Source organism: Brevibacterium marinum (assembly GCF_011927955.1).
Taxonomy (GTDB): Bacteria; Actinomycetota; Actinomycetes; order Actinomycetales; family Brevibacteriaceae; genus Brevibacterium; species Brevibacterium marinum.
The window spans coordinates 416,764-441,958 of sequence record NZ_JAATJN010000001.1 but is presented as its reverse complement, the minus strand read 5'-3'; the positions used below and the strand labels follow the sequence as shown (position 1 = coordinate 441,958).

The following is a 25,195-nucleotide window of genomic DNA, read 5'->3' as shown; positions in this document are numbered from 1 at the left end:
CGACACCGCGACGAGGTGATCGGTGAGGCAGCTGACCGACACCACGACCAGCTGCAGGGTAAGGCAGCTCACAGGGGCTGGTAAGCTGGCATTAAAGGTACTGTGAATTCTTCGCGGCAGCGCAGTGATGCGCTGCGAAAGGGAGGCGCCCCATGGGGTCCCTGATCATCATGCTCATCGGCCTGGCGATGTTCGTCGGCGGCTATCTCCTGTACTCGAAGTATCTGGGTCGCAAGGTCTTCCGACTCTCCGACGGATTCAAGACGCCTTCGCATGAGATGCACGACGGAGTCGACTACGTTCCCACAAACAAGTACATCCTCTGGGGACACCACTTCACCTCGGTCGCCGGCGCGGCACCGATCGTGGGTCCGGCGATCGCGATCATCTGGGGCTGGCTGCCGGCCCTGCTATGGGTGACGATCGGCACCATCTTCTTCGCCGGCATGCACGACCTCGGAACGCTGTGGGCCTCGGTGCGCAACAAGGGACGCTCGATCGGGGCTCTGTCCTCCCGCTACATCGGCAAGCGCGGGGCGAACCTCTTCCTCATCGTCATCTTCCTCCTGCTGCTCATGGTCATCGCGGCCTTCGCCGTGGTCATCAAGAACCTGCTCATCAGCACCCCCACGGCAGTGATCCCCACCTGGGGCGCCATTGTCGTCGCGCTGCTCGTCGGCCTGTGCGTCTACCGTCTGCGGATTCCGCTGATCCCGGTCACCGTCGTCGGCGTCGTAGCCCTCTACTCCCTCATCGTCCTCGGCAGCGCTGTGCCCGTGGTCCTGCCCGAATCGACCCTCGGGATGAGCCCGGCCACGTTCTGGATCGTCGCTCTCTTCGTCTACGGTGCGATCGCTTCGCTGCTGCCGGTGTGGGTGCTGCTGCAGCCGCGTGACTACATCAACGGCGTCCAGCTGTTCATCGGCCTCATCCTGCTGTTCGGCTCGGTGCTCACCGCCACACTGTTCTCCGCAGTCAAACCGGAGCTCGTCGCGCCCGCCGTCAACATGAACGTCCCCGACGGCACGCCGAGCATGGTTCCGCTGCTCTTCGTCACCATCGCCTGCGGCGCCATCTCGGGCTTCCACGGCATGGTCGCCTCCGGCACGAGCTCGAAGCAGCTGGACAAGGAGACCGACGCGCGGTTTGTCGGCTACTTCGGCGCGGTCGGCGAGGGGCTGCTGTCCCTGGGCACCATTCTGGCCATCATCGGCGGCATCAAGTCCACTGCCGCTTGGCAGGAGATCTACTCGGCCTTCGGCGAAGGCGGCGTCGACGCCTTCGTCCAGGGCGGCGGCGCCCTGATGGAGAACGGACTGGGACTGCCCGCCTCCCTCTCGGCGACCGTCCTGGCCACCATGGCGGTCCTGTTCGCGGCGACGACCATGGACACCGGGATGCGTCTGCTGCGGTTCGTCATCCAGGAGATCGGGGAGACCGTCAAACTGCGCATCAGCAACATCCCGGCCACCCTGCTCGTCGTCGTCCTCGGACTCGGGCTGACATTCTCGCAGGGGCTCGGCGGTGAAGGCGGTCTGCGGATCTGGCCGCTGTTCGGCACCACCAACCAGCTCATGGCCTCTCTGTCGCTGTCCATCATCGCCGTGATCCTCATCCGCAAGCAGAGGAACCCGGCACCGGCGATGATCCCCCTGGCCTTCGTCTTCGTCATGTCGTTCTGGGCCGCCATCGACCAGCTGATCAGCTTCGCCACCCCCGGGACCGCGGACTGGCTGCTGTTCGCCATCGACGTGATCATCATCATCGCCAGCATCTGGGTCGCCGTCGAAGCGGTCCTGGCGATGCGTCGGGCATACAAAGAACCGCCCGAGGCGCCGGACGCGGACGAGAAGGTCGCGGCCTCCCGAGAGAACATCTGATCCTGTGAAGTCGCCGATCACCCGCAGCTCCATCGTCGCCGGCCTGAGGTCGCTGCCGAGGAAGTGGGCGGCTTTCCGCTCCGGACTGCTCGAGTTCTACATCGGACCGTACCGGCAGACGCTCAAGCGTGAGCAGCAGGCCGAAGACGACTTCTTCTCCATCGTCGTCCTCGGCGAGACGCTCGGCGTCCCCGACCCGGCGGCCTACTACACAGCCGAACTCATGCCCGCCGTGTGGGGAGACTTCCACGCCTGGCATCGGCGGATGGGCCTGCCGCGCTCTCCTCTGGATCACATCGCATGCTGTTAGACATCGCTCGCTCCCGCAGGCTCCTCTTCGTCGGCGGCAAGGGCGGAACGGGCAAGACCTCGGTGTCGTCCGGGCTGGCGCTGGCACGAGCACTCGACGGCGGTCGAGTGCTGCTGGTGTCGACGGATCCGGCCCACAACCTCGGCGATATCTGGCAACATGGGCTGGGCGACGATCCTCGGCGTGTGTTCACGGCCGAGATCGGCCACGTCGATGCCATCGAGGTTGATCCGCAGGCGACGATCGAGGCGCACTTCGCGAGCGTCGAGTCGATGATGATGCGGATGCTGCCCGAACGCACGCACACCGCGGTGCGCGATCATCTGAAGACCGCGAAGACCGCTCCCGGCAGTCACGAATCGGCCGTGCTCGAACGGATCGCGACGATCACCGAGGACTCGATCGGGGACTACGACCTCGTCCTCTTCGACACCGCACCGACCGGTCACACCGTGCACCTGCTGGCGCTGCCCGAGCGGCTGACCGGCTGGGCCGAGTCGCTGGTGACCAACCGCGACCGCTCCGAGCGCTTCGCCGCCGCGGCGCGCTCCCTCGTCAGCCCGAAAGAGGAGACGCCGGGGCCCGATGCGCAGATGCGCCGGAGCCTCCTGGCCCGTCGCGACCGCTTCGCTCTGCTGCGGTCGACCATCGCCGACTCGAAACAGACCGGTTTCCTCATCACGACGCTGGCAGAACGCTTGCCCGTGGCCGAGACCCTCGATCTGGTCCGACAGCTGCACGACCTGGACGTCGACCTCGCCGGGGTCGTCGTCAATCGGCGTTCGCCCGCGGACGCCGGAGACTTCCTTTCCGCCCGCCGTGATCTCGAAGACCGCCAGCTGGCAGAACTGGCCAGGGGAGTCGCCCCGGTGCCGGTGAGTGAGGTACCGCTCCTGGCTGGTGAGCTTGCCGGGACCGAGGCGGTGCGCCGACTCGCCGATCTACTCGTCTGAACGCGGACAGACCCCCTTTCGGCAGGGAACCGTCACACGTACCGTGGGGGCATGAGTGAACCACTGCCCGAAGCACAGGTCTCCGACTTCCTCCTCAACGATGGGCACACGATTCCGGCGATCGGCCTCGGCACCTCCGAGCTCACGGGTGAGGCAGGCGTCGAAGCGATCGCGGCCGGCATCAGCAACGGCTACCGGCTCCTCGACACCGCGGTCAACTATGACAACGAGGTCGAGGTCGGTCAGGCCGTCGCCGCCGGCGGAGTCGAGCGCGAACAGCTGCTCGTGTCCAACAAGGTCCCCGGCCGTCACCACGGCTTCGAGGAGACGGTGGCCAGCACGCAGGAGTCACTGGCGCGTCTCGGCCTCGATCGCCTCGACCTCCACCTCATCCACTGGCCCAACCCGAGCGTCGACAGATACGTTGACACCTGGCGCGGTCTCATCGACGCCCAGCAACGCGGACTGGTGCGTTCGATCGGAGTGTCGAACTTCACCGAGCCGATGCTCGAGCGTCTCATCGATGAGACTGGAGTCACCCCCGCCGTCAATCAGGTCGAGCTCCATCCCTACTTCCCGCAGCCGGAGCTGCTGACCTTCCACCGCGCACTGGGCATACGGACCCAGTCCTGGGCGCCGTTGCGACGGGCGGGCTCCCTGCTCAGCGAACCGGTCATCATCGACATCGCGAAACGACATGAGGTCGTCCCCTCCGAGGTGGTCCTGCGCTGGCATCATGAGCTCGGAAGCGTTCCCCTCCCGAAATCGGCCGATCCGGCCCGCCAGCTGCTCAACCTCGATATCTTCGACTTCGCCCTCGAACCCGGTGAAGTCGAGGCGATCTCCGGCTTGGCGCAGGGACGGATGCAGGACCGCGACCCGAACGCCCACGAGGAGATGTAGGCGGCCGTCACTCATTCGGCGCCGCTCGGCAGTCCGGGGGCGGCGACGCAGCGCGGGTCTCACCTGCAGTGCCGCTCTCACCCGTGCGGCCTATGTGGAAGGAAAGACCTCGCTCAGTCCCATCCGGCTCGGTCGGGGCAGGGATTGTTCGTCCCGGACACCTTTGGCTTCGAAGCTCTGCAGCAGGTAGGCGATGAGTCGGCGCGAGAGGTCATGGGCATGCTCGGGCGGAGCCTGGCTCAGGCCGCCGTTGGCGAGGAAGATCAGCAGCAGATCGCTGGGGCTGAAGTCGGGACGCAGTCTGCCCGCCTTCTGAGCGCGGTCGACGAGACCTGCGAAGGCCGACTCCGCCCGCATGCGCTTCTCATCGATTCCCGATCTGTCGGCGACGGCCGAGAGGAACGCCTCGGTGAACCCGCGGTCCTCGACCTGCATCCGTCCGAGGTCTTCGATGAACATGCAGAACCCGTGCCAGGGGTCAGGGTCTGCCGAAGCCTCCTCAAGGACCGATTCGCAGTGTGTGAGCTGCGTGGCGAACGCCTCGGCGATGAGCGAACTCCGGTCGGGGAAGCGGCGGAAGAGGGTCGCCGCACCCACACCGGCCCGTCGGGCTATCGCGGTCATCGGCACGTCGATGCCCCGTTCCGCGATGAGCTCACGCGCCGCTGTGAGAATGCGCGCCCTGTTGTCCGCGGCATCCGCCCGCAGCTTGGAGCCTCCGGTGCCGCCGATCTGAGTCGTCTCGGTCATTTCTGCTCTCACTTTCGGAGATTCGGAATGCATCAGTCGATTCACTGCTTAGTCTAAGCGTAAGTGGAAACCACCTTCCACATATATTGAGGCACTGAGCTGCACCGAAGGGTGCGAAGGAGAGAGACAGAGATGAAGGTTCTGATGTTCGGCCGTGGAGTCATTTCGACACTGTACGGATGGGCCCTGGAAAGGGACGGAAACGAGGTCGATTTCTATGTCCGCCCCGGACGCGCGGCCGACTTCGGTCCCTCGGTCGACCTGGACATCAGAGACGGGAGGGCCTCCCGGAAAGGGAAGCCGGTCCAGGGGGCCTGGCCGGTGACCCTGCGCGAGGACCTCGAGGCCGATCACGATTACGACCTCGTCATCGTCAGCGTCAACCACGATCAGATGGACACCGCAGTCGACTTCCTCAGCACCCGCATCGGTGGGGCCACGGTCCTCATCTTCAACAACATCTGGACCGAACCCGCTGCCGCAGTGGCCTCTCTGCCCCGCGACCAGGTCGTGTGGGGATTCCCCGGCGGCGGGGGCGGCTATTCCGACAACACCCTGCACGGCGGATTCGCCAAAAGCGTCTTCCTCGGCGACGTCGACGGGTCGAGCCGCACCGACAGACACCGAGCAGTCCGTGAACTCTTCACGGCGGCAGGATTCTCGATCTCGGATGTCGCAGACTTCCGCAGCTGGCTCTGGTTCCACGTCATCCTCGACGCCGGAATCATGGTCGGCTGGCTGCGGATGGGAAGCTTCGACGCACTCGTCCGGTCGCGTCCTGCACTACGGGAAGTCGTGCGCCTCGTGCGAGAGATGATCCCCGTGCTCAGGGCGAAGGGCGGGACCTCGAGGCTCGGCAGCGCAGCGGCACGGTACATTCCTGCCGACATCATCGGCTTCGCCATGCACAAGCTGCTGACAGGCGACAACCTGTACACCTTCATCATGGACCAGGCGCACGCCACCGGACACATCGACTTCGAGGCGCAGGCCATCTACCCCCGCGATGTCCTCGCCGACGCGAGGCGACTGGGCGTGGCAGTCCCGCGGCTGGAGGCGAATGAGCCGGCCTTCGGATCGGGGAGCGGTGGAGACTGATCGCATGAGAAACTGAGCCAATGGATCGAGCATTGACGGTGGTGCCGACCGAGGAGATCATCGATCTCGGAGGGGAAGGCACCTTCTCGCGTGGAACAGCCTATTCCAAGCAGGGACGTGTGCTGCGGGCGGTCTGGTACGAGGGCGAGCAGGAGCTCGTCGGCGATGTCGTCGGATCCAGTGGTCTCTACCGCACCGCTGTCGTCTTCGAAGACTACGAAGACGGTGAACCGGGCGAGATCGTCTACACCCATTGCTCATGCCCGATCGGCGGCGACTGCAAACACTGTGTGGCGCTGCTGCTGTTCAACAACACGCGCACCCTCGAACAGGATGCCTCGGCCGGGCACCGTGCTCCGGGCACATCGTCCCAGACGCCGGTATGGAAGCAGCAGCTCGAGCGCATCGTCGAGGCCTCACGCCGACCCACGACCGTGCCCGATACTCCTCTGGCCCTCGGCTTCGAACTGCACCGGCCGCCGAATCGCCGCTACTTCCAACCGAAGAAGCCCGCCCGGCTCAAGGCCGCCGACATCTCCGACGAGGCGGAACCTCAGCTGCACATCCGTCCCCTCGTCCCCGGGTCGACGGGCAATTGGATCAAAGGACAGGCGGGCTGGCACTGGTTCACCACCCGAATGAACTCCGCCCGGTTCGATTCCGAACAGTTCGAATGGTTCTTCCGCCTGGCGACGCTCGATGAGACACTCGGCTACCGCGGGTATCCGAGCTCGTCGACGACGATCACCCTCGACGACTTCGCCTCCCCGTTCCTCTGGGACCTCCTGGACCAGGCGAAAGAGGTCGACATTCCTCTGGTCAGCACCGACAAGCAGATCGATGTCCGCCTCGGCCGAACCGCAACATTTCGCATCGACGTCACGAAGTCCACCGATGACCTCAGCATCTCACCTCAGGTGAGCATCGATGACAGCACAAAGCCGCTTGAGACGGTGCGCCCGATCGGATCCGAGGGCATTTACTCACTGGCTCTGACCGGTAAGTCGAAAGCCACGATCACGATCGCACCCCTGAACACCCGCCTGAGTCCGGGGCAGCGGGCGATGCTGGAGACCACCTCGGCGACGGAGATCCCTGCCGAGGCCCACGAGGACTTCTTCGACCGGATCCTCCCACTGCTGCGCCCGCCTGCAGGTCGCGGACGAGGAGACACGATCATCAGCAGCGATGAATCGGTCGACCTGCCCGTCGAACGTCAACCGCACCTGAATCTGCAGGTCAGCTACGCCGCTGCCGACGAACAGGCGAGCAGACAGGACGGCGGGCAGCGCGGAGGCAAGCAGGGCCGACCGGCCGAGGGTCACGACAGCGGGCAGGCCGGGGGCGGCAGTGCCCGCCTCGAGTGGTCGTGGACCTACTACTCGCCGAAGCGGACGCATCCTCTGATCGCGCATCAGAGCGAGTTCGCCGACCCCCTGCGCAGCCGTGACGGGCGGTTCGAGAAGAGTGTCCTGGCGCGGGTGCACGCGATCGACCCGAACTGCGCACGGTCCCAGACGACGACCCTGACCGGCATCGACGTCGCGACGTTCTCCACCCGCATCCTCCCGCAGCTCGAGGCCCTCGACGACGTCGAGGTGAGCATTGCCGACGCGGATGCCGCGCCGAGGTTCCGCGAACTCGAGGCCGACCCCCAGGTCACCGTCCGCACGCAGGCCAGCGACGACTCCGACTGGTTCGACCTCGGCATCGACGTGAGCATCGAAGGCCACGAGATCCCGTTCGTGACCCTGTTCAAGGCCCTCGCCACGGACGAATCCCATCTCATGCTCGAGGACGGGTCCTTCTTCTCGCTCGACAATCCCGCCTTCCACAAGCTGCGCGAACTCCTCGCCGAGGCCTCCTCCCTCGACGGCTTCACACCGGAGAACCCCCAGCTCAGCCGCTATCAGACGGCCCTGTACGAGGACCTCGAGGAACTCGCCGACGACGTCGCCGAGGACCCGCGGTGGTCCGGACTCATGGACGGTCTGCGACAGCTGGAGTCCATCGCCGAGGTGGCCGTGCCCGAGACCGTGAATGTTCAGCTGCGGCCCTACCAGGTCGAGGGATTCCGATGGCTGGCGTTCCTGTGCGAGCAGCACCTCGGCGGGATCCTCGCCGACGACATGGGCCTGGGCAAGACCCTCCAGACCCTGGCGCTCATCGACCACGACCGGATCGTGCGTGCAACCGGTGACGGTCCGCCGTTCCTCGTCGTCGCCCCCACCTCGGTGGTGGCGAACTGGGTGCTCGAAGCCCGGAAATTCACCCCGCACCTGAACGTGAGGCCGGTGTCGGCGACGGCGAAGAAGCGCAGGAGCTCCGTCGCCGAGGCGGTCGCCGGTGCCGATATCGTGATCACCTCGTATGCGGTGATGCGCTTGGACATCGACCATTTCGCGGACCTCGACTGGGCGGGAGTCATCTTCGACGAGGCGCAGTTCATGAAGAACAACCAGGCGAAGACCCACCGGGCGGCCAAGCGGATCGCGGCACCGTTCCGACTGGCGATCACGGGCACGCCGATGGAGAACTCCCTGACCGATGTGTGGTCGCTCGCGGCGATCACGGCACCGGGACTGTTCCCGAACGCGAAGCAATTCAAGGACGACTATGTGAAGCCGATCGAGTCCGGGGGCGACCCGGAGCGGATGACTCGGCTGCGCTCCAGGCTGCGACCCTTCATGCTGCGCCGGACGAAGGACCTGGTCGCGGCCGACCTGCCGGACAAGCAGGAACAGGTCCTCTCGGTCGAGCTCGAGACCCAGCACCGGCGACTCTACGACACGGTCCTCCAACGCGAACGCAAGCAGGTGCTCGGTCTCCTCGGCGACTTCGAGGAGAACCGGTTCGCGATCTTCAGGTCGCTGACGCTGCTGCGGATGCTCGCCCTCGACCCGGGCATCGTCGCCGAACACGCCGACTCCGGGATCGGCTCGAGCAAGCTGAGCGTCCTCATGGAGTATCTGGCCGAGATCACCGCCGAGGACCATCGGGCGCTCGTGTTCAGCCAGTTCACGAGCTACCTGCGCTCCGTCGCCGCCGAACTCGAGGCGGGCGGCATCGACTACGTGTACCTCGACGGGTCGACGAGGGATCGGACGCAGGTCATCGAGGCCTTCCGTGAGGGCCGTGCCCCGGTGTTCCTCATCAGCCTCAAGGCCGGCGGTTTCGGACTCACCCTCACCGAGGCGGACTACGTGTTCCTGCTGGACCCGTGGTGGAACCCGGCCGCCGAATCGCAGGCGATCGACCGCACTCACCGCATCGGTCAGACCCGCAACGTCATGGTCTACCGGCTCGTCGCGGAGAACACGATCGAGGAGAAGGTGCTCGCCCTGCAGTCGAAGAAGGCCGAGCTGTTCACCGCGCTCATGGACAACGGCAGCGCCTTCAGCGAGGTGATCTCGGCCGCCGACATCAAGGGACTGCTGGACGAGTGAGCAGCCTCCCGGCAGCTCGATGAGGCTGTGCGCAATGCCCTCGAGAAAGCCCGCCCCCAGCGGTGTCAGTGAGAGAATCTTGCGCTTGGAGCCGGTCCGCGAAGCATCGACGCCGGTGTTCGGGAACAGCCCTGAATCCTGCAGTCGATTGAGGGTGCGGTAGAGGCCGCGTTCGGTGATGTGCCATTCGGTGGAGCGAGCGATCGCTCAGCTTTCTCAGCACTCGGGTCGGCCGAGCCACCGTGCTCATCGTCAACAGCGTCTGGACCGACCCTGCCGCTGCGGTGGCTTCTCTGCCCCGCGAGCAGGTCGTGTGGGGATTCCCTGGCGGCGGACGGCTATTCCGCCAACACCCTGCGCGGCGGGTTCGTCAAGAGCGTATTCTTGGCCGACGTGGACGGATCGAGCCGCACCGGGCGTCACAGCGCAGTGCGCGAGCTCTTCACAACCGCCGGATTCTCGATTTCGCACGTCGCCGACTTCCGGAGCTGGCTGTGGTTCCACTTCATCCTCGATGCCGCCATCATGGTCGGATGGTTGCGAATGGGAAACTTCGACGCTCCCGACCGGTCCCAGCACGCTCTGAGAGAAGCCGTGCGCCTCGTGCGCGAGATGATCCCCGTGCTCAAGGCCAAGGGCGGTACCTCGGGACTCGGCGCGGCAACGGCGGCGCATACCTCAGCGCGTGTTCCGAGGATCAGGCTGCCCACTCCCAGCAGTGCCGGAGGGTCATGAGTCGGAGCCGAGGCCACCAGGCTGGCTCGGGACGTGGGTGAGGACCGCAGCGACGGAGTTGATGAGGATTTCGCTGACCAGAGACCAGTCGGCGGGCACCTCGGAGAAATGGGCGCTGCGTTCCTGTTCGGCGCAGGTGTGGAGGACCATGTTGCGCAGCACCTGTTGGCGCATCTCGATCGTCTCTTTTGGGGCGTCAGCGATCTGGGCCCACATCGGGTTGAACGCTTGGCGCAGCGTCTGCCCGAGCGTCGAATCGAAAACGCGGTTGCGGAGCAGCGTCGGATCGGTCACCACCTGCGCGATGACTCGCGCGAACCCGCTCGGACGGCGGAGTTGGGCGAGATGGTCTGTGTAGGGGCGAACGAGGCACTCGATGTAGTCGTGCAGGTCCGGCGAGCCGGCAGTCCGGTCTATCATCTCCTTCATGCCTCGCGCGATCGGCTCATTGTGCGAGCGGAGTATCGCCTCAAGCAAGTCGGTCTTCGTGCCGACGTAGTAGCCGACAGCGGAATTGTTGGCAGAGCCGGCTGCCTCAGCGACTTGTCGGTTCGACACCTCGGAGATCCCATGGATCGCATAGAGGCGCTCCGCGGCGAGCAGCAGCTGTGATCGCGTCGTGTCTGCCTGGGCTCGACGTCGCGATGGTCCCGGCCTGCGAGCCGGGGAAGGGCCCGTCGATGGGCCCTCCGAGGCATCGGTGTTCACCAGCGCACCGGAACGTCTTCCAGTCCGCCCACCAGCAGCCCCTTCCGCCTCTCGAGTTCATCCTCACCGACGGCGAGTTCGAGGGTGGGAAGGCGCTCCAGGAGTGCCGTCAGCACGGTGGCCAATTCCACCCGGGCCAAGCTCTGGCCCAAGCATGAGTGCGGACCCGCGCCGAAGGTCAGATGCTGGTTCGGGCCCCGTGAGAAGCTCATCTCATCGGCATTCTCGAACGCGCGCTCATCGCGATTCGCTGCCGGGATCGCCGAGAGCACCATGGTGTTCGGTTCGATTGCAGTGTCGCCGATCTGAACCTCCTCCGAGACCCACCGATGCATGGCGAATCCGAGATTGGCGTCGAAGCGGAGTGATTCTTCGACCGCTGCAGGCACCAAGCTGGGATCGGAGATCAGCTGTTCCCATCGTTCCCGGCGAGTGAGCAGCATGGCAGTCATCTTGCCGATCATGTTTGCGGTGGTCTCGTGTCCGGCGACGAGCAATCCCGTGCCGGTGTCGACCAGTTGCTGCTGGGACATGCGGCCGTCGTCGTCATCCGCGATGACGGTGAGCTCGGACAGCAGATCGTCGCCGGGTTGCTCACGCTTGCGCTGGACGTGGGCAGTCAGATAATCGTTCAGCTCTCGCATCGCCTGCTCGACTTCAGCCTGCTCATATCGTGTGAGGTTCAAGAAGTGATCTGACCAGTATGCGAATTTGTCACGGTCCTCGGCGGGGACGCCGAGAAGGTCGCAGATGACGTATACCGGCAACGGGAACCCGAGTGCCGTGCGCAGGTCCGCGGTGTTTCCGCCAGCAATCATGTCGTCGATCAGTTCGTCGGTGAGTTGACGGATGTGAGGGCGCATGGCCTGCATGCGCTTGGCTGTGAATGACTTGCTGAGCAGGCGCCGCCAGCGCATGTGGTCGTCGCCGATCATATTGAGTGAGGAGCCCGATCCGGGGCTGCTTCCGGCTTTCGACGCCTGCTCAGCAGTCGGGGACCGTGTGAACCGCGGGTCGGACAGAAGGGACTTCACGTCGTCGTAGCGAGTCAGCAGCAGCGCGTCCTCCTGCGGGGTGCGCACATGCGCCACAGGACATTGCTCACGCAGCTGGGCCCATTCCTCCGGCGGCGCGACGGCGGTGGGCGGCTCGAAGGGGAAGGGGAGTGGGTCCTCAGCTGTGGCACCCGTGATGGGGCAGGTGTTCGACGTTGTCATGGAGGTTTCCTTTCCGGTGCCGCGCCGACCGCGACATTGCGTTGTGGATGCTAGGCTAGCATTAAGTCAGTTGACTGACGAATGTTTCAGAAGCAATGGAGAGCTGCAGCGGAGGGGACGGCATTGAAGGTCGAGCTTGAAGAAGACAGATGTATTTCGGCAGGACAGTGCGTATTCGCAGCACCAGAGGTCTTCGATCAGCGAGACGAGGACGGAGTAGCCGTGATCCTCAATGAGCACCCGAGCAGCGATCATGAACAATCGGCCCGGTCTGCCGCCGCCCTGTGCCCGGCGGCCGCAATCCGCGTCCACGAGCAGTGACGACGATATCCATGGACGAGGCCTCACCCTCCCGCATCGTCATCGTCGGGGCGGGTCCGGCAGGGATCGCCGCGGCTGATGCGCTTCGCGGGGCTGGGCACGTCGGTGAGATCCTGATCGTCGGCGAGGAAGCCCACTCGCCGTACGATCGACCGCCGCTGTCGAAGCAAGTTCTGGCCGGGACTTGGCCGACGGAGAAGGTGCGACTGCGGACACCGGATGAGCTTGCTGCCACCGGGACTGCCCTGCGGTTGTCCACGCGGGCGGTCGGTTTGGACGTCGAGGCACACCGGCTCGAACTCGACTCTGGGCAGAGCGTGTTCTACGATGCCCTGATCATCGCGACCGGGGTCCGCGCCCGCAGACATCCGGCGGCGCAGGGGCTGCGTGGAGTTCACCGGCTGCGTGGGCTCGACGATGCGGTGGCCCTGCGTTCCGAGTTGGATGGCGCGCAGCGAGTCGCTGTCGTGGGCTCGGGATTCCTCGGAGCCGAGGTCGCTGCAGTCTGCCGTGAGCATGGCAAGGATGTCGCTCTGATCGGATCCCGCGCGCTTCCCATGCTAGAGCAGGTTGGGGATGAGATCGGCGCCATGCTCGCCGACTTGCACCGCGGCCACGGCGTGAATCTCGAGCTCGGCGTCGCCGCCGCTGCGTTCACTGAGACCGACCGCCGCGTCACTGGAGTGGCCCTCGTTGACGGGAGAACTGTCCCCGCAGATCTGGTCGTCGTGGCCGTCGGCGCAGAACCGGCTGTGGACTGGCTCAGTGGCAGTGATGTGCCACTGAGCGGGCCCGACGAAGTCGGCGCTGGCGGTGTGCGCTGCAACGCGACCGGTCGCGCTGCGAACGATGTCTGGGCGGTCGGCGACGTCGCCGCCTGGTGGGACCCGGGCCGTCGCCAGCACGTTCGCGTGGAGCACCGTCTGACCGCCAACGATCACGCCCTCGTGAGCGCACAGGACATCCTCGGGCGTCCGGCAGCGCATACCACGGTGATACCGTACTTCTGGTCCGACCAGTACGACCTGAAGGTCCAGAGCTTCGGCATGCTCTCCCGGCAGCACCGGTTCCAGGTGGTCGAGGGGGCGGTCGAGGACCGACGCTTCGTGGCCGTGTGTGTGGACGCTTCGGGCCGAGTCGTCGGCGTCATCGGTGCTGGGATGTTCAAGGCTCTTCGTCGCTGGCGTAATGCTCTTGTCGAGGGGACCACATTGGAGGAGACGGCCGCTCCGGGCTAGCGACCTGAGGGCCGATCCCGTGTGCCGAGCGCACAGGTTTCAGAAGCACTGCTACACGGCCATCGTCTGAACGTCGAAGTGCTGTAATAGGCTGAGGCCGCCATCGCGACGATGAGAGTGAACCTACAGGGCAGCAGCCATTGTGCGTTGACTGTGTGAGAATGGTTCGCGTGACGATGAAGGACCGGCGGCAGCGTGCCCTGCGCGGTAGCCTTGCCGCGTCCTTCGCCACTTTCGTCGCTCTGACCTCGCACGTGATCGGCGGCGGCTCATTGCCCACGATGATGGGCCTGATCGTGCCGCTGGTCCTGTCGACCCTGGTCTGTGTTCTTTTGGCCGGTCGGCAGCTGTCACTGTGGCGCCTATCAGCCTCGGTGGGCGGCAGCCAAGCCCTGTTCCATCTTCTGTTCATGGTCTTCACTCCGAAGGCGTCGGCGGCAGCGCCGGCTGCCGTGTTTGAGAGGCATGCTCTTCGTCACACCGGTCACCACGAGTCTATGGGGCCGATGGGATCGATGGGTGGAACCGAATCGGCGATGCATGCTCATACCTCGACACCGATGATCGTGGCGCACATGGTGGCCGCGGTCATCACCATCGCCATGATCTACTTCTCGGAGTCCCTGCCTTCCAGGCTCTGGGAATTCGGGCGACTGATCATCAGAGCACTCATGCCGGTCCACCTCGGTTTGCACACCGTGCCCGAGGGCCCGCGGTCGATGGTCGCGGTGACTCAGGCGATCCCGCGATCCCTGGGCGTTTTGCGCTCGCCCGTCCTCAAGCGCGGGCCCCCTCGAGCAGCTTTCTGACTCTCATCTCACCCACATCGGCGGATCGACGTCGGTGCGGGCATTGCTGACCACTTTTCACAGAAAGCTCCATCATGACCACTCATTCTTCGTCCCTGCCCGAAACCTCGGGCAACGGCCCCGGCGGCACTCCGTCACCCCGACTGGACCACACCGAGAAACCTCGCGCCGGCGAGTTCCGTACCGGCTGGTTCACCCCGTTCCTGCGCCGACTCCACTTCTACGCCGGGATCTTCGTCGGCCCGTTCATCCTCGTCGCCGCACTCAGCGGGGCGCTCTACGCCCTCAGCCCACAGCTCGAGAAGCTCGTCTACGCCGATGAACTCACCGCCTCGGCGACCGATCCGGCCCTGCCCTTGGCCGACCAGGTCACGGCCGCGACGACCTACGCCGGGGGAGGGGAGACCATCAGCGCGGTGCGCCCGGCCCCGGAGCCCGGGGACACGACCCGGGTGATGTTCGACGACCCGAACCTGGGCGAGAGCGAATCCCGGGCGATCTTCATCGACCCCACCACCGCCGAGGTGACAGGCGACCTGACCGTGTACGGCACCTCGGGAGCCCTCCCGCTGCGCACCTGGGTCGATCAGCTGCATCGCAGCCTTCACCTCGGCGATGTCGGTCGGTACTACAGCGAGCTCGCCGCCTCCTGGCTCGGGATCATCGCCGTTGCCGGACTGTGCCTGTGGGCGGTCCGTGCGCGCAGGGCACGGAAGGCATCGGCCCTGCTGCGGCCGACGATGAAGCACAAGGGGCTGCGCCGCACCTTCTCCTGGCACGCCTCGGTCGGTGTCTGGGCCGCGATCGGGATGCTGTTCCTGTCCGCGACGGGTATCACCTGGTCCCAGCTGGGCGGGGACAACGTGACGAAGCTGCGCGCGGCTCTGGACTGGACGACGCCCGCGGTGTCGACGGAACTCGGTGGGGACACGGCCGCGGGCGCGGCGAACGGCGACGGGGGCGGCGGCCACGCCGGCCACGAGGGCGGCACGGGTGGCTCCGGGCACGAGGGCCACGGCGATCATTCTGGGCACACCGGTCAGTCGGGGCACGACGATACGGCCGAGTCTGCCGGGGCCGACCCGGCAGACTTCGACATGATGCTGTCCATGGCACAGGACGTCAACGTCAACACCGGGCTGGTCGAGATCCTGCCGCCTGCCGATGGGAAATCGGCGTGGGTGGTCCAGGAGATCCAACGCAGCTTCCCGACCGAGGTCGATGCCGTGGCGATCGACGCCGAGACCATGGAGATCACCGATCGCGTCGACTTCTCCGACTACGGACTGGTTTCGAAGCTCGCCCGCTGGGGCATCGACCTGCACATGGGATCCATGTTCGGCCTGGCCAATCAGATCGTCCTCTTCGTCCTCGCCATCGGCATCGCCTCGATGGTCGTGTGGGGGTATGCGATGTGGTGGCAGCGGCGGCCGAAGCACGATCCGACGAAGCGGTTCGGAAAGGCACCGGCGCGAGGCGCGATGTCGACGGCTCCCTGGTGGGCGCCGGTCGCGGCAGCGCTCGCCGCCGCAGGGATCGGGATGTTCCTCCCGATGATGGGGATCAGCCTGCTGGGGTTCCTCGTCCTCGATGTGGTGCTCGCTCGGCTCGCCGTTCTCCGCGGGCGTCGCCCCGGTCTGCACGGGAGTCGACGAGCTCGATCCCCGCGACAGCGCACGCGAGACCACGGTGTGAACGGGTCGTGAAGACCATGATGAAGGTGGCCAGCATCAACACGGTGAGGATGAGTCCCGAACCGGGGAAAGGCCACTGGGTCAGGAGCATGTAGCCGCCGATTCCGAAGAGGAAGCGCAGCGGTTTGGAGATCGCCGCTGGGAGGCGCGTCTGTGCGGATGCGATGAGCACCAGGCGCTCTCCCAGGGTGACGGCGCCCGACAGCACTGACACCAGCTGTGCGAAGAGCGGAAGCAGGAACGCGATGTTCATGACGGTGTCGCCCGGTTCGGCGATCTCGCCGTCTCCGCGGAGCGTGGTGACGAAGACGGTCCCGATGACGACGAACCATGACCCCACCCAGGCGATGGCCATGTCGCATCCGATGCCGATGAATCGGCGAGGCGCAGTGATCGGTCGTGGAACGCTCGCGTCCGGGGCGTCGTCGCCTCGGCGGAAGAAGAGCAGCGAGGCGCTCGAGCCGACGAAGGCACCGAGGGTGTTCATCATCAGGTCATCGACGTCGAAGACCCGGTATGCGCATTCATAGAGTCCCCAGATGCCCGAGAGCTGCGTGAACTCGATGAATGCGGAGATGGCGAAACCGGTGACGGTCGCAATGACGATGCCGCGACCGGCCAATTGTCGGATGAACCATCCCAAGGGGGCGAAGAGGACGACGTTGAGGGTCGCCTGAAGCACAGCCGGATTCGACATGAGGGCACTGATGCTGCTGGTGTCGAAACCGAGGATATCGTCGACGAACTGGAACGGTCGCAGCTGAGTCGGCGAGCATTCCACGTCTGAGGGCTGAGGGAACGGCACGAGAGTGTAGGTCCACAGCGCCATCGCGTAGATCGCCGCGGCGAACCACGACGCGGTGCGCCAGAAGGTCATCCCGCCGCGTCGGCGGAAGCTGATGGCGACGAAGGGCACGAAGGCGAAAACTGCGATTGCGCATCCGACGATGACGGCAAGGATGGCGGGTACGGCGAAACTGCTCACCGGAGCAGTCTATTGGACCGCCGAGGTGGGGCGGCGGTCCAATTCGACCTGCTCTTCTACTTCGACGCCATCTCCTTCGCCGTCGCATCGGCCTTCCGCGTCCTGAGGTTGCGGATGACCGCACCCACAAGGGGGTAGACGAGGGCGATGAGGGCGGCAATGGTGAGAACGAGCGAGAGTGGGCGCTGGAGCATGATGAGCAGGTTTCCGTCCCCCATAGCCGAAGTCTGGACGAGGTACTTCTCGAGCAGCGGTCCCAGCACGAGACCGAGTACGAATGGCGCGGCCGGGAAGTCGAAGCGCTTCATGAAGTATCCGAGGAGCCCAGCGAAGAAGACGATCCACAGGGTGAACGTATTGTTGCCCAGTGCGAAGGCTCCGACGAAGCTCATCATGAGCACGATCGGGTAGAGGAATACGTACGGGATTCGCAGAATCTGAGCGAAGACCGGAGCCATCGGCAGGTTGAGGACGAGGAGGATGAGGTTACCGAAGAAGAAGCTCACGAGCAGCCCCCACACCAGATCTGGCTCCTGCTGAAAGAGCAGCGGTCCTGGCTGCAGGCCGAAGATGACAAAGGCTCCGAGCAGGACGGCGGTTGTGCCGCTGCCGGGAATGCCGAGCGCCAGAGTCGGGATGAAACTCGCATTGGCGGCCGCATTGTTCGCCGCCTCAGGTGCGGCGACTCCTTCGGGAGCGCCCTTGCCGATGAGGCGCTTGAACCTGCTCACCTGCTTCTCCACACCATAGGCGAGGAACGTCGCCAGAGTGGCGCCCGCTCCGGGCAGGACGCCCACACTGAAACCCAGACCGGTGCCCCTGGCTGAGGACGGGAATGAACGCCTGAGTTCCTCTTTGGTGACGAGCAGGTCCCTGAAGCGCGCACGAATCGGCTTCTCTCCGCCTCGGCGGATCTGATGGAGGACCTCACCGACGGCGAATATGCCGATCATCACCGCGACGAAGTCGAGTCCGGAGAGCAGATTGACGCTGCCGAAAGTGAAGCGAGCCGTCGAGAAGCCGGAGGCCACTCCGACCATGGACACCAGAAGTCCGGCGGCGGCCATGGTGATGCCTCGGAGCATATTCTCGCCCGCGAAGGACACGATCGTGGCCATGCCCAACAGGATGACCGCGAGGTTCTCCGCCGGTCCGAAGTTGAGTGCGAACTTCGCGATCGGCTGGGCCAAGGCGATGAGTCCGACGAGAGAGACTATTGCGGCGAAGAACGATGCCAGAGCAGAGATGGCCAATGCGGCTCCGGCTCGTCCCTTTCGAGCCATCTGATAACCGTCCAAGGTGAGCACGACACTCGAGGAATCACCGGGGGTCGAGATGAGGATCGAGCTGATGGACGATCCATACTGCGACCCGTAGTAGATTCCGGCCAGCATGATGAGCGCTGTCACCGGTTCGAATGTGAGTGTCACCGGCAGGAGAATTGCCACACCGGTGGTTGAACCCAATCCCGGCAACAGGCCGATGACCGTGCCGAGGAGGACGCCGACGAAGCACCACAGCAGATTTTCTGGGCTGACTGCAGTTTCCAGCCCGATCATGAGATTGTCGATCATTAGAGTTCCTCAGATCAGTCCGAGCATCCCGGTCGGCAGTGGAACCGACAGGACGAGCCCGAAGACGACGTAGACGAAAACAGCCGCACCAATCGTTGTGGCGGCTGAGGTCCACCACTTCTGCTTCTCCACGACGAGGAGCAGGAAGAGGATCGCAGCAGCCAGCGAGATGATAAGGCCGAGGACCGGGATGAGCAGGAGCGCGGCTCCGAGTGTCAGGAATATGTAGAACGGTGCACGGTTGCGCTGCTTCTCGGTCCGTCCGAAGGTGTCGAGTTCGTCGTTCGCTGCCTGGTCGGAGCGGCTGTCGTCGACGACGCCGATCGACTCCGAAGCAGTGGCTTCTATGTCCTCGACAGCTGACATCATGCGACCGCCCGAGGTGCCCACGCGAGCGAAGAAGAGCCGGAAGAGCTCAGCGACCGAGGCCAGGAGGATGAACGTTCCGGTGAGGAAGGGGAGCATTCCCGGCCCGACCTGTCCGTTCTCAGTGAGTCCATATCGAACCCCCATGATGGCGGCCGCAGCTCCGACGACTCCGAGGATCGAGGTCCCGACGACGTCGGCGACGTCCGGTCTGTTCCGAGGTGGGTTCTTTGCGGTTTCGGCCGTCGTGCTCATTTGGCGGGCACCTCCGACTTGCTGATCGAATCGATGCCTGTCGTAGATCGGCGCTGGTCAGCCATCCGCACCGCCAGGTCGAAGGCATTGGAGCTTGGACCGAGGTCGGCCGCTCCCGTGCCGACGATGTTGTGAGCGGTGCCGTGGGCGGGAGTTGCGATCGGAACGGGAAGTCCACCGTGGACGGTCACGCCCTGATCGAAGCCGAGCAGCTTCATCGCGATCTGTCCTTGGTCGTGATACATCGTCACCACCCCGTCGTAGTCTCCGCCGACCGCGCGGGAGAAGAGAGTGTCGCACGGGAATGGTCCTTCGACATCGATGCCGCGTGAGCGGGCCAGCTCGATCGCAGGAGCGATGTCGTCGATCTCCTCCCGGCCGAACTTCCCTCCTTCACCTGCATGCGGGTTGAGGGCGCAGACAGCCAACCTCGGTATCGAGGTTCGGGTCTGCGACACGGCGCGATTGAGCAGCTCGATCGTCTCGAGCACGCGACCGGCGCTGATGCCGTCGGCGATCTCTGAGACGGGCACGTGCGAGGTCACCCGCGCAGTGACGAGGGACTCGATGAAATTGAGCTCCGAAGTGAAGCCCTCGAACTCGAGCCTTTTCGCGAACCAGCGCAGTTCGTCTTCTTCACGCATGCCCGCCTGCCCCATCGCGCCCTTATTCAGCGGAAGGAAGAGTACGCCGTCGGCCTCGCCGCCGGCACAGCGGTCGAGTGCCGTGGCGAGATCGGCCAGGGCGCGCCGGCCCGCGGCGACGCTGACTTCGCCGACCGGAATTTCGGGACCTGTGTACGTGGTGCCGAGAAGTTCGATGTCGTCGCGATCAGGGATCGTCGCTGCCGCCGTGCGAGCGAAGGAGTCCAGCTCCGCCGCGGTCGCTGTGACAAGCAGTCTCGCGCGGACCCGATTGGCAGGATCGGCGAGAAGTCGGACCATGAGTTCGGGTCCGACCCCGGAGAGATCTCCCGGCACCAGGACGATTCGAGGCTGTGAAGAGTCCATGGTCATTCTCCGATCGCCGTTCGCAGTTCTTTGTCGTTCTCGGAGAGATCGGCGGCGAAGTCATCACCATAAGCAGCATTGGGCTGCATCATGTTGTCCTCGATGTAGGTTGTGTAGGCATCCGTCTCAGCGAATTCCTTGGCCTTCTTGACCCAGTACTCCTTCGCTTCGGCTGGGATGTCTCCCGGGGCGATCACGCCGCGGAATTGAGCGAAGGCGACATCGATGCCCTGTTCCTTTGCCGTCGGAATGTCTTTGAGCTCCGGATATTCGTAGCGTTCGTCGGCCGCTGCGCACAGCGGTTTGAGATCTCCCGACTCCAACTGTCCGGCTACCTCGCCGGGGTTGACCGAGATCGCCTCGACCTGGCCACCGAGGGCTGCAGTGATCGCCTCGGCCCCTGACTCGAACGGCACACGGTCGAATTTCGCCTGGGTTGCCTTCTCCATGAGCGTGAACGTGATGTTGTCGAGTCCTGTGGCACCCGATATCGCGACGACAGTCCGCTCCTTCTTCCCCTTCTCCGTGAGATCTGTGCACGTGTCCAACGGCGAATCCGCTTTTGTGACGATGAGCGTATAGTCATCGCCGAGCTTCATGATCGGGGTGAAGCTCTCGTGGGTGAATTCGACGTCCTGGACCGCCGGCAGAGCAAGCATTGCCGTCTCCGTGGCGAGCAGATAGTTCGGATCGCCGCTGCGACCGAGGAATTCCGAATATCCAACGGCGCCGGAGCCTCCGTCGACGTTCTGCACTGTGATCGTCTTGCCGGTCGCTTCTTCCAGGCCCGAGGCGGTGGCTCGGCCGGCGATATCGCTTCCGCCGCCGGCGGCAAAAGGCACGATCATCGTGACATTGCCCTTCGGTTCGAATTCTCCGCCGGCCGCATCTCCTGATGCTTCGCCGCAGGCGCTGAGTCCCAGTGCGAGGGTTCCGGTCACGGCCACGGTGGTGAGCAGTTTCTTCGAATGCATTTCCATCTCCTTTGACAGAATCTTCTGTGGTGCTCGAATCTTCGGATGTCGAATTCAAGTGGGATCAGCCATGGATCCAGTTGGGTTCAGTCATGGATCTCAGGCGGTTTCGGACAGTGAAGCGCGCACCCCCTCGAGCCAGCGGTCGGATTCCGAGGTGGCGCCGTCGAGCTGATCGACGGTGTCGACGAGGAACGACAGGTTTCCGTGGTTGTCGAATTCGCGTTCGATCTCATCGGGGTCCCGGCGAAGGATGACATCGAGCATGCGTGCGTGCCTGGCGACGTTGCCGTCGAGGTCCTCGATCTCGCGTCGGGCCTGGTTGTTCAGCGCCATGCACATCTGAAGCTGCATCGCCATCGCCCGATAGGTCGATTCGATCCGAGCATGGCCCGCCAACCCGACGACTGCGTAGTGGAATTCGAAGCCGGCCGTGACCATCTCTCCCTCGGTTCCGTCCTCCGCGATCCTCTCCATCACCCTCACCGTCTGACGGCAGCGTTCGACGCGAACCGGATCGAGGTCGGGAAGAGCGAGGTCCATCGCCATCCGTTCGAGTTCGCGTCGCAGAGTCGCGATCTCGAAGACGTCGTGCTGAGAGATCGACATGATCCTCACACCCTTGCGCGGCACATGCTCGACGAGCCCGGTGTGCGCGAGCTCTTTGAGCGCCTCGCGCAATGGGGGTCGTGAGATTCCGAGCTCCTCGCACAGATGTTCCTCGACGAGCCGTTCTCCCGGCATATAGTTTCCGGCCAGGATCGTCTGCTCGAGAGCCTGCCTGGCGAGAGCAGCCAGGCTGGGTTGGGATGGAATGAGAGATGCCACTTTCTAATAGATCCTCTTTTGTATACAGTAGTGTGAAGACTGTAACGCGGATCACATCGGTAAATCAATGCTTTGTCCCCACTTTGGACAAGTGATTCCTACAGGATCGACGAAGATCAGAGGAGGATCTCATGAGTGAAAGCGGAACAAATTCAGTCTCCACAGGTACGGGCTCCTTAGGCGCGGGGCCCCTTGCGGGGGTGACGGTACTGGAGCTCGGCGTGTTCATGGCAGGCCCCTATGCAACGATGCAGCTGGCCGATCTCGGGGCGCGGGTGATCAAAATCGAGAATCCGACGGGCGGCGACCAGACACGGACCACCGGGCCGTTCGTGGAGGGGGAGAGCACGCCCTTCATGTTGCTCAACCGCAATAAGGAGTCGGTGACGCTCGACCTCAAGTCCGACATCGGTCGCGAGGCGTTCATGCGCTTGGCGGAGACCGCAGACGTGGTCGTGGAGAACATGCGCCCCGGCGTGATGCCTCGGCTCGGTGTTGCCTACGAGGACGTGCGAGAGCGCAATCCGGGGATCATCTACGCTTCGGCGTCGGGGTGGGGTCAGGACGGACCGCTGGCGGAACATGCCGGTCTCGATATCATGGCACAGGCTCGCAGCGGACTGATGAGCATCACCGGCCATCCCGACATGCCTCCTGCGAAGGTCGGGGTGCCGATCTGCGACCTCACCTCCGCAATGTACGTGGCACTCGCGCTCACCTCGGCGCTCTATGAGAGGAACAGGTCTGGGGAAGGGCAGTACATCGACGTTTCCCTGTTCGAAAGCGGCGTCTCCTACGCAGTGTGGGAGGCCGCAGCGTACTTCGTCGATGGGAAGGTCGGCGGCCCGAACGGCTCCGCACATCAGAACCAGGCTCCCTACCAGGCCGTCCACTCATCCGACGGTTTTGTCACGATCGGTGCGAACACACCGCGCAATTGGGAACGGTTCTGCCATGCTCTGGGACTCGGATCGCTCCTGGAAGACGAACGGTTCCAGGAGTCCTACGATCGGCTGACTCATCGTGATGCACTCATCGCGATCATTGAGGAGACGACACGGTTGAAGACGACCGCGGAAATCGTCGAGGTGCTCAACGGCGCGGGGGTTCCCTGCGCTCCGATCAGCAATTACGGTCAGGTCTTCACCGACGATCATCTGAACAGCCGCGACTTCTTCTGGGACTCCGAGCACCCCGTCGCCGGCACAGTGAGACAGATCGGTTCGCCGATGCGATTGTCGCGGACACCGGCCAGACGAGGTCCTGCGGGTCCGCCGCTGGGCGCAGACAACTCGCTGCTCGACGAGCTCGGGTTCTCGAATGCCGAACTCACCGAGCTGAAGTCGCATTGAGACAGGAAAGGGGTCGACAATGACCGAAACAGAAGACACAGGGGCGACGGCGGAGAACCTCCTCGTCGACAGCGAGGACGGTGTCCTGACCGTCACGTTCAACCGTCCCGAGGCGCGCAACGCCATGACCTGGGGTATGTACATGGGCCTCGCGGAAGCGTGCGAGCGAGCCGACGCGGACGACTCGATCCGAGTCATGGTCCTGCGCGGAGCGGGTGGGAAGGCCTTCGTCGCCGGAACCGACATCGCACAGTTCACCGAGTTCGACGGAGCCGCGGGCGTTGCGTACGAGAAGCGCATCTCTGAGGTGCTCTCACGCCTGCGTGCCGTGAATGTCCCGGTCATCGCGGCGATCGACGGCTACTGTGTGGGAGGAGGACTCGGAATCGCGGCGTGTGCCGACGTGCGCCTCGCCTCACCGCGGGCACGATTCGGCGTGCCGATCGCACGGACTCTCGGCAACTGCCTGTCCGGAGACACACTGTCCCTGCTCATCGAGCTGCTCGGCCGCGCCCGAGTGGTCGACATGCTGCTGCGAGCCAGATTCATCGAAGTGGACGAGGCCCTGACCGCCGGGTTCGTCGGACTCGTCACCGATGACACCGCCGAGGCGACAGCTGAATGGGCGAATACGCTCAAGGGGCATGCACCGCTGACGATGTGGTCGGTCAAAGAGATCGTGCGTCGTCTCTCCGATTCGGACGGTGCCGTCGACGATGAAGACATCGTCGAACGCATCTACGGTTCCGAGGACTTCCACAATGCAGTGCACGCGTTCATCGACAAAACTCGCTACGAATGGCAAGGGCGCTGAGCCTGAGCAGGGTTGAGGAGCAGGGTTGAGAACTCCGACGCGCGGCCGGGCGCCGCCGGTCGGAGGGCTCAGGCATCGTAGGTACGCATCACCTGCGAATCGTCACGGCGGACATGGCCCAGATCGGCGGCCTCGGCGAATCGTCGGGCGGCCGCTGGGAGCATGGACAGCTCGATGTCGAGGTTCTCAGCTACCTCCGCCACGAGAGCGGTGTCTTTGACGAAGATGCCGACGGCACTGGCCACCTGTGCGTCGATGCCGTCGAGCATCCGCGGGCCCCGATCACCGAGCATCCACGAGTTCGCGGCACCGGCCGTCATCGCCTTGAGCACCGTGTCCTGGTCGAGGCCGAGCCTGCCGGCCAGTGACAGCGCCTCCGCGGCAGCGACTATGTGGACAGAGCACAGCAGCTGATTGACCATCTTGTACGACTGTCCGTCGCCGATGCGCTCGCCGCAGTCGATGACCGTGCCAAGAGATTCGAGAACGGCTCGACGCGAATCGAGGACCTCTCGCGGGCCCGAGGCGAGCATGCGCAGAGTCCCGGCCACAACTCCGGCGATGCCTCCTGTGACAGGAACGTCGAGGACGTCGATGCCGAACTCGCCGGCACGATCCGCAGCGGCACGGACAGCATCGGGTCCAACCGTGCTCATGATGATCAGAACAGCTTCAGGCAGCATGAGTGAGAGCAGTCCAGGTGCTCCCGTCTGCGCGTCTCCATCGAGAGCGTGCTGAAGCTGATCGCCGTCGGCCACCATGACGATGACAGCAGTTGAAGCCTTTGCCGAAAGCGGCTGTTCTTCGTTCGGCAGACCTTCCGCCGTGGCGCGGGCTCTGGGGCCGGGGAAGGGATCGACACCGGTGACCTGGAACCCTGCATCCTGGAGCCGCAGAGCCATGGGCAGGCCGATGGCGCCGATCCCGAGGAACGTGATGTGGTCTGGGCTGACGGTCATGGGTCCTCCATCGGAT

General features: G+C 64.6%; 22 protein-coding genes and 1 pseudogene. 13 read left to right on the top strand and 10 right to left on the bottom strand.

Annotation, left to right across the window (positions count from 1 at the left end; all coding sequences use genetic code 11):
• Positions 1-152 precede the first annotated feature (152 nt).
• Genes BKA07_RS01895 through BKA07_RS01880 form a run of 4 tightly spaced genes read left to right on the top strand, consistent with a single transcriptional unit; the run spans position 153 to position 4,046 of the window.
• Complete coding sequence (locus BKA07_RS01895) at positions 153-1,880, top strand: carbon starvation CstA family protein (RefSeq protein WP_167949404.1); 1,728 nt, start codon at positions 153-155, stop codon at positions 1,878-1,880.
• A gap of 4 nt (positions 1,881-1,884) precedes the next feature.
• Positions 1,885-2,190: a cory-CC-star protein gene (locus BKA07_RS01890; RefSeq protein WP_342448962.1), complete on the top strand. Its 306-nt coding sequence runs from the start codon at positions 1,885-1,887 to the stop codon at positions 2,188-2,190.
• Complete coding sequence (locus tag BKA07_RS01885) at positions 2,181-3,143, top strand: ArsA family ATPase (protein ID WP_167949403.1); 963 nt, start codon at positions 2,181-2,183, stop codon at positions 3,141-3,143. The genes BKA07_RS01890 and BKA07_RS01885 overlap by 10 nt, the downstream gene beginning before the upstream one ends.
• A gap of 51 nt (positions 3,144-3,194) precedes the next feature.
• Positions 3,195-4,046 (top strand): aldo/keto reductase, encoded by an 852-nt coding sequence (locus tag BKA07_RS01880; RefSeq protein ID WP_167949402.1) that lies wholly within the window; start codon positions 3,195-3,197, stop codon positions 4,044-4,046.
• A 90-nt stretch (positions 4,047-4,136) separates the two neighbouring features.
• Here BKA07_RS01880 and BKA07_RS01875 read toward each other — a convergent pair whose 3' ends face one another.
• The gene (locus BKA07_RS01875) at positions 4,137-4,796 is read right to left on the bottom strand and encodes a TetR/AcrR family transcriptional regulator (RefSeq protein WP_167949401.1); all 660 of its coding nucleotides are present in this window, start codon (positions 4,794-4,796) and stop codon (positions 4,137-4,139) included.
• A gap of 132 nt (positions 4,797-4,928) precedes the next feature.
• Here BKA07_RS01875 and BKA07_RS01870 point away from each other — a divergent pair, with 132 nt between their 5' ends.
• The 3 genes from BKA07_RS01870 to BKA07_RS01860 all read left to right on the top strand — a co-directional run bounded on the left by BKA07_RS01870 (position 4,929) and on the right by BKA07_RS01860 (position 10,075).
• Complete coding sequence (locus BKA07_RS01870; protein WP_167949400.1) at positions 4,929-5,894, top strand: ketopantoate reductase family protein; 966 nt, start codon at positions 4,929-4,931, stop codon at positions 5,892-5,894.
• A gap of 20 nt (positions 5,895-5,914) precedes the next feature.
• A complete protein-coding gene (locus tag BKA07_RS01865) occupies positions 5,915-9,340 on the top strand; it encodes a DEAD/DEAH box helicase (protein WP_167949399.1) in 3,426 nt (1,141 codons plus the stop codon).
• Between the two features lie 393 nt (positions 9,341-9,733).
• Positions 9,734-10,075: a ketopantoate reductase family protein gene (locus tag BKA07_RS01860; protein WP_167949398.1), complete on the top strand. Its 342-nt coding sequence runs from the start codon at positions 9,734-9,736 to the stop codon at positions 10,073-10,075.
• On the opposite strand, the gene BKA07_RS19665 is transcribed toward BKA07_RS01860, so the two are convergent.
• Positions 10,070-10,783, bottom strand: a complete 714-nt coding sequence (locus BKA07_RS19665; protein ID WP_167949397.1) for a TetR/AcrR family transcriptional regulator — start codon at positions 10,781-10,783, stop codon at positions 10,070-10,072. The genes BKA07_RS01860 and BKA07_RS19665 overlap by 6 nt on opposite strands.
• Complete coding sequence (locus tag BKA07_RS01850; RefSeq protein ID WP_167949396.1) at positions 10,780-12,000, bottom strand: cytochrome P450; 1,221 nt, start codon at positions 11,998-12,000, stop codon at positions 10,780-10,782. The genes BKA07_RS19665 and BKA07_RS01850 overlap by 4 nt, the downstream gene beginning before the upstream one ends.
• An 81-nt stretch (positions 12,001-12,081) precedes the next feature.
• Between BKA07_RS01850 and BKA07_RS01845 the strand changes: the two genes are divergently transcribed.
• The 4 genes from BKA07_RS01845 to BKA07_RS01830 all read left to right on the top strand — a co-directional run bounded on the left by BKA07_RS01845 (position 12,082) and on the right by BKA07_RS01830 (position 16,074).
• Entirely contained in the window at positions 12,082-12,321 is a 240-nt protein-coding gene (locus tag BKA07_RS01845; protein WP_245161800.1) for a ferredoxin, read from the top strand.
• Positions 12,318-13,559: an FAD-dependent oxidoreductase gene (locus BKA07_RS01840; protein ID WP_209043833.1), complete on the top strand. Its 1,242-nt coding sequence runs from the start codon at positions 12,318-12,320 to the stop codon at positions 13,557-13,559. The genes BKA07_RS01845 and BKA07_RS01840 overlap by 4 nt, the downstream gene beginning before the upstream one ends.
• A 176-nt stretch (positions 13,560-13,735) precedes the next feature.
• Complete coding sequence (locus tag BKA07_RS01835) at positions 13,736-14,368, top strand: hypothetical protein (protein WP_245162047.1); 633 nt, start codon at positions 13,736-13,738, stop codon at positions 14,366-14,368.
• A 74-nt stretch (positions 14,369-14,442) separates the two neighbouring features.
• The gene (locus BKA07_RS01830; RefSeq protein ID WP_167949393.1) at positions 14,443-16,074 is read left to right on the top strand and encodes a PepSY-associated TM helix domain-containing protein; all 1,632 of its coding nucleotides are present in this window, start codon (positions 14,443-14,445) and stop codon (positions 16,072-16,074) included.
• A gap of 448 nt (positions 16,075-16,522) precedes the next feature.
• Here the strand turns inward: BKA07_RS01830 and BKA07_RS19125 are convergent.
• The 6 genes and pseudogenes from BKA07_RS19125 to BKA07_RS19475 form a co-directional block, all read right to left on the bottom strand.
• Positions 16,523-16,891, bottom strand: a pseudogene (locus BKA07_RS19125) (VanZ family protein); the annotation flags it as partial.
• Positions 16,892-17,103: 212 nt separating this feature from the next.
• Entirely contained in the window at positions 17,104-18,621 is a 1,518-nt protein-coding gene (locus BKA07_RS01825; protein ID WP_167949392.1) for a tripartite tricarboxylate transporter permease, read from the bottom strand.
• A gap of 9 nt (positions 18,622-18,630) precedes the next feature.
• Positions 18,631-19,242, bottom strand: coding sequence for a tripartite tricarboxylate transporter TctB family protein (locus tag BKA07_RS01820; RefSeq protein WP_167949391.1), 612 nt, complete (start codon positions 19,240-19,242; stop codon positions 18,631-18,633).
• Entirely contained in the window at positions 19,239-20,252 is a 1,014-nt protein-coding gene (locus BKA07_RS01815) for a 4-hydroxythreonine-4-phosphate dehydrogenase PdxA (protein ID WP_245161799.1), read from the bottom strand. Before BKA07_RS01815 ends, BKA07_RS01820 begins: the two co-directional genes overlap by 4 nt.
• Before the next feature lie 2 nt (positions 20,253-20,254).
• The gene (locus BKA07_RS01810) at positions 20,255-21,226 is read right to left on the bottom strand and encodes a tripartite tricarboxylate transporter substrate binding protein (RefSeq protein ID WP_167949389.1); all 972 of its coding nucleotides are present in this window, start codon (positions 21,224-21,226) and stop codon (positions 20,255-20,257) included.
• A gap of 99 nt (positions 21,227-21,325) precedes the next feature.
• Entirely contained in the window at positions 21,326-22,054 is a 729-nt protein-coding gene (locus BKA07_RS19475; protein ID WP_167949388.1) for a GntR family transcriptional regulator, read from the bottom strand.
• 200 nt (positions 22,055-22,254) lie between these two features.
• On the opposite strand from BKA07_RS19475, the gene BKA07_RS01800 reads away from it, so the two are divergent.
• Both BKA07_RS01800 and BKA07_RS01795 read left to right on the top strand, forming a co-directional pair.
• On the top strand, positions 22,255-23,406 hold the full coding sequence (locus BKA07_RS01800; RefSeq protein ID WP_342448961.1) for a CaiB/BaiF CoA transferase family protein: 1,152 nt from the start codon (positions 22,255-22,257) through the stop codon (positions 23,404-23,406).
• Between the two features lie 19 nt (positions 23,407-23,425).
• Positions 23,426-24,220 (top strand): enoyl-CoA hydratase, encoded by a 795-nt coding sequence (locus BKA07_RS01795; RefSeq protein WP_167949386.1) that lies wholly within the window; start codon positions 23,426-23,428, stop codon positions 24,218-24,220.
• 68 nt (positions 24,221-24,288) lie between these two features.
• Here BKA07_RS01795 and BKA07_RS01790 read toward each other — a convergent pair whose 3' ends face one another.
• Entirely contained in the window at positions 24,289-25,179 is an 891-nt protein-coding gene (locus BKA07_RS01790; RefSeq protein ID WP_167949385.1) for an NAD(P)-dependent oxidoreductase, read from the bottom strand.
• Positions 25,180-25,195: the final 16 nt, after the last annotated feature.